A 14,206-nucleotide genomic window follows, 5' to 3' on the forward strand; every position below is an offset into this window, starting at 1 on the left:
CGACACGTGTGTCATGTCATCTGTTGGTCCTGAGTGTCTTGCCGACTGTTGCCTGAGGCGACAGTTCTGGAAGAGTTCCGGAAGAGTGCCGGAGAAAGTCCGGTTGAGGTCATGGTCAAGGTGACATCGCGGCTGGCACAGTGTCTGCATGAAGGGTCTGATGCAGAGTTACCAGCTGTCCCTGGACACGATCTTCCGGCGGGCGGAGCAGTTCTATCCGGACAAGACCGTCTACACAGGCGGTCCGGCGCCGACGAAGGTGACGTACGGCGAGTGGGCCGACCGGACCAGACGCCTGGGCGGGGTGCTGGACACGCTCGGGATCAGCTCTGACGGCCGCGTCGCCACCTTCGCGTGGAATTCGGGGCGTCACCTCGAGCTGTACTTCGCCGCGCCCTGCACCGGCCGGGTGCTGCACACGCTGAACATCAGACTCTTCCCCGACCAGGTCGTGTACATCGCGAACCATGCCGAGGACGAGGTCGTGTTCGTCGACCGGTCACTGCTCGGTTTGTTCCTGCCGCTGCTCGAGCGGCTGCCGGAGGTTCGCCACGTCGTCGTGATGGACGACCTGCCACAAGGTGCGCCGGCGGCGGAGATCCCCGACGACCCGCGGTTCCATGACTACGAGGAACTGGTCGCCGCGGCCCAGCCGGTGGAGTTCCACGTCGAGGACGAGAACCAGGCGGCCGCGATGTGTTACACGAGCGGTACGACGGGGAACCCGAAGGGCGTCGTCTACTCGCATCGGTCCACCTGGCTGCACTCGATCGGTGTCCTGACCAACGCCGGGATCGGACTCGACGAGACGGACACCGTGATGCCGGTCGTGCCGATGTTCCACGCGAACGCGTGGGGCCTGGCGCACGCGGCGCCGATGGCCGGTGCGTCGCTGGTGTTCCCCGGGCCGGACATGAGCCCGCAGGGGATTCTCAAACTGCTCCAGGAGCAGGAGGTCACGCTGTCGGCGGGCGTACCAACGATCTGGCAGGGGTTGGTGCCGCTGCTCGACGGGGTGGAGTTGCCGAAGCTGCGGCGGATTCCGTGCGGTGGGTCCGCGGTACCGGAGGCGCTGTCGGAGGCGTTCCGGGCCAAGCTCGGTCGGCCGATCCTGCAGGCGTGGGGGATGACGGAGACGAGCCCGGTGGCGACGGCGGCGCACGTTGCCGCGCGGAACAAGGACCTTCCGGAGGAGGAGCAGGCGCACCTGCGGGCGCGGGCCGGTCTGCCGTTGCCGGGCGTCGAGGTGCGGATCGTCGAGCCCGGTTCGATCACGCCGTTGCCGTGGGACGACGACGTCACCGGCGAGCTGCAGGTGCGTGGGCCCTGGATCGCGGCGGAGTACTACCGGCCGGACGACGGGGTGCAGCTGAACACCGAGGACGGGTGGATGAAGACGGGGGACGTCGCCGCCATCGATCAGTACGGGTCGGTGCGGATCGTCGACCGGACGAAGGACCTGGTGAAGTCCGGCGGCGAATGGATCAGCTCGGTCGAGCTGGAGAACCTGCTGATGGCTCATCCCGCGGTGAAGGAGGCCGCGGTGATCGGCGTACCGCATCCGAAGTGGGACGAGCGGCCGCTTGCCTGCGTTGTCCTTCAGGAGGGCGCGAGCGCGACGGGCGAGGAGATCCTCGAGTACCTGCAGCCGTTGGTGGCGAAATGGTGGCTGCCCGATGCGGTCGAGTTCATCGACGAGGTGCCGAAGACGTCAGTCGGCAAGTTCTCGAAGAAGGACCTCCGCAGCCGCTTCGCCAACTACCACTTGAAGTAAGGAATGGTCAGGCGAAGCTGGTCTGGAAGTGGTTCTGGAGGTGCGCGAGGGTTGATTCCACGAACTCGGTAGGCCACTCGGCGCCGGTTCGTTCGGCCAGGGCGGTGCCGCGGGTGATGAACTGGCGGCAGATGTACTGGTTCGCGGCGATGATCTCGGCGGGGTCGGTGCCGGCGGCCGGGATGGACTCCAGAGTGGCGCGTTGCTCGTCGGACAGGAACGCGTTCAGGCGCTTGGCTCCGCTGTTTCGGCGTACGCCGCGTTCGGCGAGCATGAGTGCGATGAGCTGGTCGCGTACGACGCCGACGCCCTGGTTGCCGACGATCCGCTCGTCCCGTCCGAGGACCGTGACCAGGTTCCCGAGGAAGTAGAAGAAGAGGTTCACGTTGGCGGCCGGCCAGTACGGTTCCCCGGGCCGGCCACCCTTCGGCGCGAGATCGCCCTCCGGGAACAGGGTCCCGTACCGGTCGAACAGCACCCGCACGCCGTCGTACTGGAACCGATCGAACGATGCGAGTGGATGCACGATCAGATCGACGTGCAACCAGTCCGCCGTGATCCCGAGTCCGCCGATCAGCCCCGGTATCCGATCCGCCAGCACGGTCGGCCCGGCGAGCTCCCGCAGTACGTCGTCCCAGTGCTTCTCGAACCACTCGATGCTGTCGTCCGTCACCACCAGATGTACGTCGACATCGCTGAACCGGTCGGCGGCGCCCGTCGCGTAGCTGCCGATCAGGTAAACCCCCAGCACCCGCTCGTCACCGCGCAGTACCTCTCCCGTGCGGGTGATCACCGCCTGCTGCCGCTCGTCCCCAGTCGTCACCCGCACCACCCTAGGACGCGCACCAGGGCGGGGGCGGGGAATTGTCCGGGGGCGGCGCTAGGGTTGCGGCGTGGAAGCGCCCCTTGCCTTGTATCGCCGGTACCGCCCGGACACGTTCGCGCAAGTGATCGGGCAGGACCATGTCACAGCGCCGCTGCGGAACGCGTTGAGCAACAACCGGGTCAATCACGCCTACCTGTTCTCCGGGCCGCGCGGGTGTGGAAAAACCACCAGCGCGCGGATCCTCGCCCGGGCGATCAACTGTGAGAAGGGACCGATCGCCGAGCCGTGCGGGGTGTGCAAGTCGTGCACCGACCTGGCGCGCGGCGGGCCCGGCAGCATCGACGTGATCGAGATCGACGCGGCGTCGCACGGTGGTGTCGACGACGCCCGTGACCTGCGCGAGCGGGCGTTCTTCGCGCCGGTCGAGAGCCGCTACAAGATCTACATCATCGACGAGGCGCACATGGTGACCACGCAGGGCTTCAACGCCCTGCTGAAGCTGGTCGAGGAGCCGCCGCCGCATCTCAAGTTCATCTTCGCCACCACCGAGCCCGACAAGGTGATCGGGACGATCCGGTCGCGTACGCACCACTACCCGTTCCGCCTGGTGCCGCCGAAGGTGCTCGCGGACTACATGGCGACCCTGTGTGAGTCCGAGGGCGTGTCGATCGAGCCCGCCGTGCTGCCGCTGGTCGTGCGGGCAGGCGCCGGGTCGGTGCGTGACTCGCTGAGCGTGCTCGACCAGTTGATCGGTGGCGCGGGGCCGGCCGGGGTGACGTACGAGCTGGCGGTGGCGCTGCTCGGGTTCACGCCGGACTCGCTGCTCGACGCGTGTGTGGACGGGTTCGCGGCGCATGACAGCGCGACGGTGTTCGAGACGATCGAGAAGGTCATCGAGACCGGTCAGGACCCGAAGCGGTTCGCCGAGGACCTGCTGCGGCGGCTGCGGGACCTCGTGGTGCTGTCCGCCGTACCGACTGCTGTGACCTCGGGTCTGATCGAGGCCGCCGAGGACCAGGCGGAGCGACTGCAGACGCAGGCCGCTGGGATCGGCCCGGCGGAGCTGACGCGGGCGGCGGACATCGTCGCGGAGGGTTTGCTGGACATGCGCGGGGCCACCGCTCCTCGCCTGCAGCTCGAGCTGATCTGCGCCAAGGTGCTCCTGCCCGGCGCTGACGACTCCACGAACGGCATCCAAGCCCGCCTTGACCGCATGGAACGCCGCCTCGCGATCGGCGTCCCCGGCGGCACCCCAGACGGCGTGTCAGCCGGCGGAGGTACGCCGGACTCCGCGCAGGCAGCTGCTGGTACGCCGGGCGCTGTCGCCACGAGCAGAGCAGCCGCCCGAGCAGCCGCGACCGCGGGCAACCGCCCAGGCCCGACAGATCCGCCCAGCCCAGACGGCGCAACCGCTCCGGGGAGTACGGCTGGCGAGAGCAGTGTGGCCGGCGCGAGCGGAGAGGTCGCCGGTGCAGGACAGGCCGGTGGTGCAGGGCGTGCGGGCAGTGACCAGTCCGCCGGTGGATCAGGTGCGGGTGGTGCTGAGTCGGCGGGCGGCGGCCCGGCGGGTGTGTCCGGTGGTGACGCCTCTGTGGGTGCTGCGTCTGGTGCTGGGGGCGGTGGCGACGGGGCCAGGCGGTCTGGTGGCGGTGCGGGCGCTGCGGCACAGGGTTCTGGGGGTGGGGCGCGTACGGGTGCCTGGGGTGACGAATCTGCTGCGCAGTCCAGTTCGCCTGCACAGGCCACTTCGCAGCCACAGTCCACGTCGCAGCGGGAGCCCAGTTCGCAGTCACAGGCCGGTCAGGGTGCGGCGGCTGGTGGGGTTGGGGCCGTTGGGTTGGGGGATGTTCGGCGGTTGTGGCCTCAGGTTTTGGAGGCTGTTAAGGCGCAGCGGCGGTTCGCTTGGATCATGCTGAGTCAGAACGCTCAGGTGATTGCGATCGACGATCAGACGCTCACGCTCGGCCTGGTGAATGCCGGTGCCCGGGAGAGCTTTGCGCGTTCGGGCAGCGACGAGATTCTTCGGCAGGCGATGATCGACACCATTGGCGTCGATCGCCGAGTCGAGGCTGTCGTCGACCCGTCGACCGACCCGGGAGCGGGGGGCGGCTCGGCTGGGCGGCCCGGCCCGCAGTCCGGCGGACCTGGTAACTCGGGCGGCCCCGGCCCGCAGCCTGGTGGCGCCGGTGGTCCTGGCGCCGCAGGTCCCGGTGGTGCCGGCGGCTCTGGCGCCGCAGGTCCCGGCGGCCCGACAGCTGATCCAGGTGCAGGCACGAGCGGTCCTGGTCCGAGCGGTCCAGGTGCCGGCGGTCCGGGGGCGAGCGGCTCAGGTGCGGGTGGCCCAGGAGTTGGCGGCCCGGGTGCTGGCGGTCCGGCTGCTGGCGGTCCGGGTGCGGGGGCGGGTAGCTCGCCGGGTGGTGGTGTGCCTGGAGCGCCGGGTGGTGCGGCCGGGGGTGGGGCTGATGGCTCGGGTGTACACGCGGGTGGCGGGGGTGGTGCGGCTCAAGGGGCGGCGCGGGGGGATGGGCGGGGGGCGGTTGCTTTGCAGGAGCCGCCTGCTTCTGAGTACGACGTACCGCCTGAAGATCCTTGGGAGGACGGGCAGCCGGCTCAGCAGGCGCCGCAGTCTGTGGTGGAGCGGCGGGAACAGGCGGGGAGTAAGCGTCGGGCGGCGGAGGCTGCGGTTGCCGCTGAGCAGGCGCGGCAGGCGGCGTCTGCGGCCGCGGCTGCTCCTGAAGTACCGCTGACGCCGGAGGAGGAGGCGGACTCGATCGGGGAGGACGACGTCGTTCTGGAAGAGGACTCCCGTTCGCACACCGACCTGCTCCGCGAAACCCTCGGCGCCCAGATCATCACCGAAGAGCCCAACTGAGCCCCTGGCCAACTGAGCGCCTAGCCAACTGAGCCCGGCCGAGCCGCTTGTCCACAGGCCTGTGGACAAGCGTGGGGAGACTGGTCGGTTTCTGGGGGTGGGTGGGGTTGTCAGGAGGACCGGCTAGTGTTGAGGCTCCGGTTGTTTGAGCGGTTCGGACGAGGAGATCGCAGTGTTCGACGGTGGCGGTGCTGGGGGCTTCGACATGTCCAACCTGCTCGCGCAGGCACAGGCGATGCAGAACCAGTTGATGGAAGCGCAGGCCGACCTGGAGGGCCAGGAGATCGAAGGCTCCGCCGGTGGCGGTCTGGTGACCGCTCTGGTGTCCGGCACGGGCGAGCTTCTCAGCCTGAACATCAAGAAAGAGGCCGTCGACCCGGATGACACCGAGACGCTGGCCGACTTGATCGTCGCCGCGGTCCGGGATGCCTCGGAGAACGCGAAGCAGGCTGCGGCTGCCGCGATGGGACCGCTGGCCGGTGGGCTGGGCGGCGCGTTCGGCGAGGGCGGCTTCCCCGGCTTCGGCGGTGACGCCCCGGCGGCCCCGGCAGGTTTCGGCCTGCCCGGCACCCCGCCCGCGGTCGAGGCGGCCGAGCCGGCCGACGACCCCGATCAGAACAAGCCGGCAAGTGGCGACAACCGTGGTGGCGTCGGGTTCGTGAACCCGGGGAATCCGGCCGGCGAGCCCGGCCAGAACCCGGGCTGACGTGTACGAGGGGGCCGTTCAGGATCTCATCGACGAGCTGGGGCGGTTGCCCGGTGTGGGTCCGAAGTCCGCGCAGCGGATCGCGTTCCACCTGCTCGCGGCCGACGAGACCGACGTACGGCGGCTCGCGCACGTGCTCGTGCAGGTGAAGGAGCGGGTCAAGTTCTGCGAGATCTGCGGCAACGTCTCCGAGGAGACGCAGTGCCGGATCTGCCGGGACCCGCGCCGCGACCTGAGCCTGATCTGTGTGGTCGAGGAGGCCAAGGACGTGGTCGCGATCGAGCGCACCCGCGAATTCCGCGGCCGGTACCACGTGCTCGGCGGGGCGATCTCGCCGATCGAGGGCATCGGGCCGGACGAGCTGCGGATCAAGGAGCTCATGCAGCGGCTGGCGAGCGGTGAGGTGACCGAGATCATCCTGGCCACCGATCCGAACCTCGAAGGTGAGGCGACCGCGACCTACTTGAGCCGCCTGCTGCGGCCCATGGGGTTGCGCGTCACCCGATTGGCTAGTGGACTTCCAGTAGGCGGTGACCTCGAGTACGCCGACGAGGTGACCCTCGGACGGGCGTTTGAAGGGCGACGATCAATCGATGACTGAACCAACCGATATTGCAGAACGGGCGCTGAGCACGGACTCCGAGGACCTGGAGGAGTTCGCTGAACAGATCGCCGACCAGGTCCGGAGCTTCCTGATCTCGGTGCGCGACATCGCCGCGCAACCGGACGAGGACGGGGTCGACGAAGGCCTCGCCTCGCTGCCGTACCTGCTGCTCGAGGTGAGCCAGTTGCTGCTCGCCGGCGGCCGGCTCGGCGCGTTCGAGGACTTCGTGCCGGAGGAGCGCTTCGAGAGCGACGCCGGCCCGGACCCGGACCTGGACGCGATGCGGGACCGGCTCGCGGTGCTGTTCGAGGGCCTGGACGAGTACGCGGAGGTCTTCGATCCGTACGCCGCTCCGCCGGAGATCACCGTCAACCGGCTCTCCGACGACCTCACCGCGATTGCGACCGACCTGGTGCACGGCCTCGCGCACTACGAGGAGGGCCGGGTCATCGAGGCGCTGTGGTGGTGGCAGTTCTCGTACGTGTCCACGTGGGGTGCCGCTGCGAGCGCCGTACTGCGGGCCATCCAGTCGCTGATCGCGCACGACCGGCTGGAGCCGGCACACGACCCGGAGACCGAGGCGACCGACCGTGAGCTCGTCGAGGTCGCCGAAGAGGCAGTCCAGCGCCGCTGACGCGATGTCTGTTCTCGAACTGGTCCGGAGGTTGCCCGATCCGGACGACGTACGGCGGGTGAGCCGGGCGCTCGCGGTGCTCGATCTGGTGCTGAACGAGGACGCGTCGACCAGGTACTACGAGTTCGACGCGCGCTGGTCGGCGACCGAGGAAGCTGCCCTGATGCGGGACGGCTCGGGGAACGAGTACTCGATCGTGTTCTCGCCGGACGGGACGTTCGCGTACGGGTTCGATCACGAGTCGCCGATGTCGCCGTACGTGAACGAGATGATGCCCTGGCCCGGGCTGGTGGACGGCGTACCCGAGGTGTTCCACGCGCAGCGGGACGACAAGGCGTTCTGGGATGAAGCGCCGCGGGCGACGGTGTGTTTCTGGCGCACGACGGACGACACTGCCTGGCGTTGTGGCCCGGTGGAGAACGTCGATGCCGACGGAGCGGACTGGCTGTTCGAACTGGTCGCGGACGGCCGGCCCGAGGCCTACCTGACCTTCGCCGAGGACTACTACGAACAGGCGCTGGACCTCGACGCCGTCCGGCACGTGTACGCGCTGATGCCGCTGACGGAGTACGTCGTCACGTCGCTCAATCGCCAGCGCCGCTTGGCCGATCTCAAGGAAACCATCGCCGAGATCGGTTACCCGCGGTCCTGAGGCGCGTTAGCGTGACGCCTGATGACAACGCATCCGCAGGATCCGGCGGTCGTCGGGCCGTTCGCGATCCAGGGGCGGCTCGGCCGTGGTGCGATGGGTGCTGTGTTCCTGGCCCGCTCGCCGGGCGGGCGGCTGGTCGCGGTGAAGGTGGTCCGCGACGAGCTCGCCGGAGACTCGGGATTCCGGGCGCGGTTCGCGCGCGAGATCGACGCGGCGCGCAGAGTCAATGGTGCGTTCACGGCGCCGGTCGTCGATGCCGATCCGTCCGCGGATCGGCCATGGTTGGCGACCGAGTATCTACCGGGACCCACGCTGCAGAAGGCGATTGAGACTTCTGGGCCGTTGCCGCCGGATCAGGTGCGGTCGCTGGCGAGCGGGCTGGCCGAGGCGCTGGCGGCGATCCACGCGAGCGGTCTCGTGCATCGCGATCTCAAACCGTCGAACATCGTGCTGACCGGCAACGGTCCGCGGGTGATCGACTTCGGGATCGCACGGGCGCTGGAGGAGGCGAGCCTGACCGCGACCGGGATGGTGATCGGTACGCCGGGGTACTTGTCGCCGGAGCAGATCACCGGGACGGGTGTCGGGCCGGCGAGCGACGTGTTCGCTCTCGGCGCGGTGCTGGTGTTCGCGGCGTCGGGGCGCGGGCCGTACGCAACCGGGAGCCCGGCGTCATTGCTCCATCGGATCGTCAACGAGCAACCACACATCCCGTCGCTACCGGAGCCGCTGGGCGACGTCGTACGCCGGTGTCTCGCCCGCGATCCCGCGCAACGGCCGACGCCGGCCGAAGTCCTGCAACTCCTCGGACCTGCAGCATCCCTGAACCCGCCGACGAGCGTCCTCCCACCACCAACCAAAGTCCTGCCACCGCAAACGACACCGGCGCAGCTCGTTGAGGCGACGTTCGAGACCAGCCGGACGCGACCAACCGTCTTCGCAGCGAGCAGCACCGTCCTCTGGCTCGCGTTCATCCCCGCGGACCCGCAGGTCAAAGCGCTCCACCCTGTCCTCTCATCGCTCTCCGCCTTGGTCTCCCTCGCTTTCTTCTGCCTCGCTGTCCGCTACTGGATCCTCGCCCTCAGACCAAAAGTCGTACTCCGCCTGTCGTCAGCAGGATTGACGGTCAACCGCAGGCGGCGGCAGGCCACCGTCCCGTGGCACGGCGTCACGCGGCTTCGCGTCGGCGGAGACATGAAGCGCCCGTGGCTGGTCGCCTGGCTCGAGCCGCCGTACCAGAACCAGCTCCCGGCCTCCCGTCACCATCACGGCGGGCTGCGCATCTACCCGATAGCCCACGGCGGATCCCAGAGCCGACGAAGAACCCAGGTGAACGAACTCCGCGCCGCCCTCAACTGGTACGCCGCCCACCTCCACGACAAATCGTTCTAGTCCGGGAGCATCGGCATCTCCAGGCCCGGCGACTTGCCGAGGAGGATGCCTCGGGTGATGGCGTTCGTGCCGAACTTGTCCTTGACCTGATCGAGAGCGGAGTCGAGCTCGTTGTTGGCGGCCTTGTCGAAGGGGAGCGCCAGCTGGAGCGCAGCCTCGTTCTCCAGGTTGCCGACGGAGATGCCGATCATGGTGAGGCCCTGGGCAGTGATCAGCGGATGGGCCGTGCGCAGGAGGGCTCGGGCGGTGACCAGGATCGCGCGCGTCTGATCCGTTGCCTGGGGCAACGTATGGGACCGGGTGGCGCGGGTGAAGTCGTCGAAGCGCAGCCGGAGTGTCACCGTCCGGCCGGAGCGGCCCGCGGAGCGCATCCGGCGGCTGACGCGGTCGACGAGACCTGCGAGTACGGCGTCCAGCGTGGCCGGGGACTTCGGCGAACGGCCCAAGGCTCGTTGCGATCCGATCGACCGGCGCCGTCGGCCCACCTCGATCGGACGCGGGTCCCGGTTGTGCGCGAGGGCGTGCAGATGCCGTCCGGAGGCGCGGCCGAGCATCGCGACCAGCGCCGCCTCGGGCAGCATCGCGACATCGCCCACCTTGGTCAGCCCGCGGTTCCGCAGCTTCTCCGCCGTCACCTCGCCGACGCCCCACAGTCGTGAAACATCCAACGGATGCAGGAACTCCAGCTCCCGGTCCGGCGCAACCTCGAGCAGGCCGTCCGGCTTCGCGACGCCGCTCGCCACCTTCGCCAGGAACTTCGTCCGCGCCACCCCGACGGTGATCGGCAGCCCGACCCGCGACAGCACCTCCGCACGTAAGCGTCGCGCGATCTCCAGCGGCGTACCGCGGATCTTCCGCAAGCCGGCCACATCGAGGAAGGCCTCGTCGATCGACAGCCCCTCGACCAGCGGCGTGGTGTCCTCGAACACCTTGAACACCGCTTTGCTGGCCTCGGAGTACGCCGACATCCGCGGCTCGACCACGATCGCGCCCGGGCACCGCCGCAACGCCTGCCCGCCGTTCATCGCCGTCCGCACGCCGAACGCCTTGGCCTCGTAGCTGCAGGCGAGCACTACGCCGGCACCGACGATCACGGGCCGGCCGCGCAGGCGTGGGTCATCGCGCTGCTCGACCGACGCGTAGAACGCGTCCAGGTCGGCATGCAGGATGGTCGCCGCCTGCAGTTCGAGCACGAACATATGTTCGCATAGACCGTGGGCAATTGAGATAGGGAGAATTCCCGACGCGCCGGACATCGATGTCAGGAAAGAATGAGCCTTATGGACCTGACGGCGTACCGCGATCTCTGGAAGACCCAAGGCGTGATGGCGCTGCTCGCCTCGGCCTTGATCGCGCGGTTGCCGGTGCTGGCGACGATGGTCCCGCTGGCTTTCCTGGCGAAGGATGCGGCCGGCAACTTCGGCTGGGCCGGTGTGGTCGCCGGCGCCTACTCCGTCGGTACAGCGGTTGCGAGCGTCGTCTGGTCCCGTATGGCGGACCGTAGGGGCGCGCGCAGGGTAGTGATCGGCACCGGGATGGCCTGGGGCGTCTGGATGGCAGTACTCGCACTGCTGCCGTACAGCTGGTACCGGCTGCTCCCGATCGCGGCCGCGCTGGCTGGTGTGTTCGTCGCGCCCGTCACGTCCGCGCTGCGCGCCAACTGGCCGCGAATCGTGCACGGGTCCCGCCTCCGTGCGGTCTACTCACTGGACGCCACAGCACAGGAGCTGCTGTTCGTCTTCGGTCCGATGCTCGGCGCGATCATGGTCAGTTTCGCGAGCCCACGGGCCGGTCTGCTGGCCTGTGCGGTCACGGCGGCGGCAGCGATCTGGTGGTTCGGTCTGAACCAGCAGTCCGGCGTACCGCACGACGAGGACGCCGGTCCGCGTCCCACTGCCCGGCAGCTGGTGTTCCATCCGCACCGTACTCCGATCCTGTTCGCCTGGGCGTGTCTGGTGATGGGGTTCGCGTCGATGTCACTCGGCATGGTCGCTGTCGCGGACGAGCACGGGAACCGGCTGATCGCCGGCATTCTCGAGACGGTCGCGGCGGTCGGTAGCGTGACCGGCGGTGTGATCAACGGCGCCCTGCCCGGCGGGCGTACGTCGGCCGTGTGGCGGCGGATGCTGTTGTTGGCCGGACTGGTCGCCGTCTGCATCTTCGTGACGTCGTCCGTGGTCGCGCTGGCGATCGCGATGTTCGCCGCCGGCTGCATGATCGCGCCGACGGTCGCCGCCCTCTACGAACGCGTCGGCGCGCTCACCCCGACCTCCGCGCACACCGAGATCTTCGGGTGGACGCAGAGCGGTGGAATGGTCGGCTCGGCCATCGGGTCCGCCGTCGCCGGCGCGGTGGTCGAGGCGTTCGGTGTTCGCTACGCGTGGGTCCTGACCGCGGGCCTCATCGTGCTCGCAACCCTGTCCCTGCTCCGGGTTCCGCCCCATCGGCCGGTCGACACCAGCGCCGTGGACGACGCCGCGGTCGCGGTGTAGCGCACGCGGTAGTTCGCCTCCAGGACGCCGCCGTCGCGGGCGCACATCGAGATCAGTTGCAGGTGCCGCCGGTCCAGGAGCATGCCGCGACCCGCGGCGACCGGGTGGATGAGCAGGGAGATCTCGTCGAGCAGCCGCCATCGCAGCAGTGAGCGGACCAGCGTGAGGCTGCCGATCACGCGTAGGTCGTCACCGGGCACGGCCTTGAGAGCCGACAGCACCCGACGCGTGTCGCCCTGCAGCATCTCGGTGCTGGGGCGCGCGACCACGGGACGGGAACCGACCACGAGGTTCCGGGTGCGCTCGAGTCCTTCGACCGCACCGGCGTACCGCTCGAACGTGCGCCGGCCCCACAGCACGGTCCCGCTCTCGGGCATCAGTTGCCCGATCGCCGGTCGCGCCAGCCATTGCTCCGGCCGCTCGACGATGCCGTCCTCGGACATGCACAACCTGGCCACGATGTTCCGCATACCAACTGAGATGCAGGTAACGCCCCGAATGTTATGACCGGCGGCCTCGGTGCAGTTCGGTCTCCAGGGCGTCGAGCCGGTTCGTCCAGAACTTGCGGTACCGGTCCAGCCAGCTGTCGATCTCCCGCAGCGGCTCGGGGTCGACGGCGTACAGCCGCCGGGTGCCGTCGACGGTCACGGTCGCGAACCCGTTGTCACGCAGCACCCGCAGGTGCTGGGACACGGCCGGCTGGCTGATGCCGAACTCCGCGCCGATCGTGCCGGCGATACTGCCGGCCGGCAGCTCGCCGTCGGCGAGCAGCTCCAGGATCCGGCGCCGGACCGGGTCGCCGAGAATGTCGAACGCGTGCACCGGTACAGTATTTCAGCGATGACTTATATGGACAAGTACCGCTGACCGGTTGCTGGTCAGCCGGTAGGCAACGGTCAGGTCACGGCTAGAATGAACCGAACGACTACGCCTGGTGCAACGCCGCACGGCGTACCGCAACCAGTGGTTTGAGGAGAAACACTGTGGGACGCGTCGTACACAAGTACGGCGGTTCTTCGGTCGCCGACGCCGATTGCATCAAGCGCGTGGCCCAACGGATCGTCGCGACAAAGAAGGCCGGGAACGACGTCGTGGTGGTCATCTCCGCCATGGGCGACACCACCGACGAACTGATGGACCTGGCCCAGCAGGTCTCTCCGCTGCCCCCGCCGCGCGAGCTGGACATGCTGCTCACCTCGGGTGAGCGGATCTCCGCCGCGCTGCTGGCGATGGCGATCGCGAACCTGGGGTACGAAGCCCGCAGCTTCACCGGCTCGCAGGCCGGCGTGATCACGACCGCCGCGCACGGCAACGCGCGCATCATCGACATCACGCCGGGCCGGATCGAGGACGCGCTCGGCGAGGGCCACATCGCGATCGTGGCCGGTTTCCAGGGCGTCGCCCAGGACACCAAGGACATCACCACGATGGGCCGCGGCGCCTCCGACACCACCGCGGTCGCGCTGGCCGCCGCGCTGGAGGCCGACTACTGCGAGATCTACACCGACGTGGACGGCATCTTCACCGCGGACCCGCGGATCGTGCCGGCCGCTCAGCAGATCCCGAAGATCTCCTACGAGGAGATGCTCGAGATGGCTGCCTGCGGCGCCAAGGTGCTGCACCTGCGCTGCGTCGAGTACGCGCGGCGCTACAACGTCCCCGTCCACGTGCGTTCCTCCTTCTCGCAGAAGGAAGGCACCTGGGTCGTCGATGCGAAGGAACTGGATCAGATGGAACAGGCGATCATCTCCGGCGTCGTGCAGGACCGCGGCGAAGCCAAGATCACGGTGGTCGGCGTACCCGACAAGCCGGGTGAGGCGGCCCGGATCTTCGAGACGGTCGCCGGTGCCGACACCAACATCGACATGATCGTGCAGAACGTGTCGGCGGTCGCCACGAACCGCACCGACATCTCGTTCACGCTGCCCCGCGCCGACGGCGCCCGGGCGATGTCCGCGCTGGCGCGGATGAAGGACGAGGTCGGCTACGAGCAGTTGCTGTACGACGACCAGATCGGAAAGGTCTCCGTCGTCGGAGTCGGAATGCGCTCACACCCGGGCGTTTCCGCGAAGTTCTTCTCCGCGCTCGCCGATGCCGGCGTGAACATCGAGATGATCTCCACCTCGGAGATCCGGATCTCGGTGGTCGTGGACGAGAACCTGGTGGATGCTGCCGTGACCGCGGCGCACACCGCATTCGATCTGGACGACGAGCACACCTCGGCTGTCGTGTACGGAGGAACGGGACGGTGACC

Annotated in this window: 12 protein-coding genes and 1 pseudogene; 9 read left to right on the forward strand and 4 right to left on the reverse strand. The window is 68.8% G+C overall.

Going from position 1 to position 14,206, the window contains the following annotated elements; translation table 11 throughout:
- Positions 1 to 148: 148 nt before the first annotated feature.
- Entirely contained in the window at positions 149 to 1,774 is a 1,626-nt protein-coding gene (locus E0H45_RS13345) for a long-chain fatty acid--CoA ligase (protein ID WP_165546426.1), read from the forward strand.
- Between the two features lie 7 nt (positions 1,775 to 1,781).
- Here E0H45_RS13345 and E0H45_RS13350 read toward each other — a convergent pair whose 3' ends face one another.
- Complete coding sequence (locus tag E0H45_RS13350; protein ID WP_165546427.1) at positions 1,782 to 2,597, reverse strand: nucleotidyltransferase domain-containing protein; 816 nt, start codon at positions 2,595 to 2,597, stop codon at positions 1,782 to 1,784.
- Between the two features lie 70 nt (positions 2,598 to 2,667).
- Between E0H45_RS13350 and E0H45_RS13355 the strand changes: the two are divergent.
- The 6 genes and pseudogenes from E0H45_RS13355 to E0H45_RS13380 form a co-directional block, all read left to right on the forward strand.
- Positions 2,668 to 4,620, forward strand: a pseudogene (locus E0H45_RS13355) (DNA polymerase III subunit gamma and tau); the annotation flags it as partial.
- Between the two features lie 997 nt (positions 4,621 to 5,617).
- On the forward strand, positions 5,618 to 6,178 hold the full coding sequence (locus E0H45_RS13360) for a YbaB/EbfC family nucleoid-associated protein (protein WP_238154944.1): 561 nt from the start codon (positions 5,618 to 5,620) through the stop codon (positions 6,176 to 6,178).
- A 1-nt stretch (position 6,179) separates the two neighbouring features.
- A complete protein-coding gene (gene recR, locus E0H45_RS13365) occupies positions 6,180 to 6,779 on the forward strand; it encodes a recombination mediator RecR (RefSeq protein WP_130386913.1) in 600 nt (199 codons plus the stop codon).
- Positions 6,772 to 7,416, forward strand: a complete 645-nt coding sequence (locus E0H45_RS13370; protein ID WP_131337435.1) for a DUF5063 domain-containing protein — start codon at positions 6,772 to 6,774, stop codon at positions 7,414 to 7,416. Before recR ends, E0H45_RS13370 begins: the two co-directional genes overlap by 8 nt.
- 4 nt (positions 7,417 to 7,420) lie before the next feature.
- Positions 7,421 to 8,068: a hypothetical protein gene (locus E0H45_RS13375; protein ID WP_131337436.1), complete on the forward strand. Its 648-nt coding sequence runs from the start codon at positions 7,421 to 7,423 to the stop codon at positions 8,066 to 8,068.
- Positions 8,069 to 8,089: 21 nt separating this feature from the next.
- Positions 8,090 to 9,460, forward strand: a complete 1,371-nt coding sequence (locus E0H45_RS13380) for a serine/threonine-protein kinase (protein ID WP_131337437.1) — start codon at positions 8,090 to 8,092, stop codon at positions 9,458 to 9,460.
- On the opposite strand, the gene dinB is transcribed toward E0H45_RS13380, so the two are convergent.
- Positions 9,457 to 10,653: a DNA polymerase IV gene (dinB, locus tag E0H45_RS13385; protein ID WP_420323327.1), complete on the reverse strand. Its 1,197-nt coding sequence runs from the start codon at positions 10,651 to 10,653 to the stop codon at positions 9,457 to 9,459. The two genes, E0H45_RS13380 and dinB, sit on opposite strands and share 4 nt — an antisense overlap.
- A gap of 87 nt (positions 10,654 to 10,740) precedes the next feature.
- Here dinB and E0H45_RS13390 point away from each other — a divergent pair, with 87 nt between their 5' ends.
- Positions 10,741 to 11,952: an MFS transporter gene (locus E0H45_RS13390; protein ID WP_238154945.1), complete on the forward strand. Its 1,212-nt coding sequence runs from the start codon at positions 10,741 to 10,743 to the stop codon at positions 11,950 to 11,952.
- Here the strand turns inward: E0H45_RS13390 and E0H45_RS13395 are convergent.
- Both E0H45_RS13395 and E0H45_RS13400 read right to left on the reverse strand, forming a co-directional pair.
- Entirely contained in the window at positions 11,835 to 12,422 is a 588-nt protein-coding gene (locus E0H45_RS13395; protein ID WP_131337440.1) for a dihydrofolate reductase family protein, read from the reverse strand. The genes E0H45_RS13390 and E0H45_RS13395 overlap by 118 nt on opposite strands.
- Positions 12,423 to 12,453: 31 nt before the next feature.
- Positions 12,454 to 12,774 carry an ArsR/SmtB family transcription factor gene (locus tag E0H45_RS13400; protein ID WP_131337441.1) on the reverse strand — a complete coding sequence of 107 codons (321 nt, stop codon included), beginning with the start codon at positions 12,772 to 12,774 and terminating at the stop codon, positions 12,454 to 12,456.
- A gap of 161 nt (positions 12,775 to 12,935) precedes the next feature.
- On the opposite strand from E0H45_RS13400, the gene E0H45_RS13405 reads away from it, so the two are divergent.
- On the forward strand, positions 12,936 to 14,204 hold the full coding sequence (locus E0H45_RS13405; RefSeq protein WP_131337442.1) for an aspartate kinase: 1,269 nt from the start codon (positions 12,936 to 12,938) through the stop codon (positions 14,202 to 14,204).
- Positions 14,205 to 14,206: the final 2 nt, after the last annotated feature.

Source organism: Kribbella soli (assembly GCF_004331345.1).
GTDB classification, from domain to species: domain Bacteria; phylum Actinomycetota; class Actinomycetes; order Propionibacteriales; family Kribbellaceae; genus Kribbella; species Kribbella soli.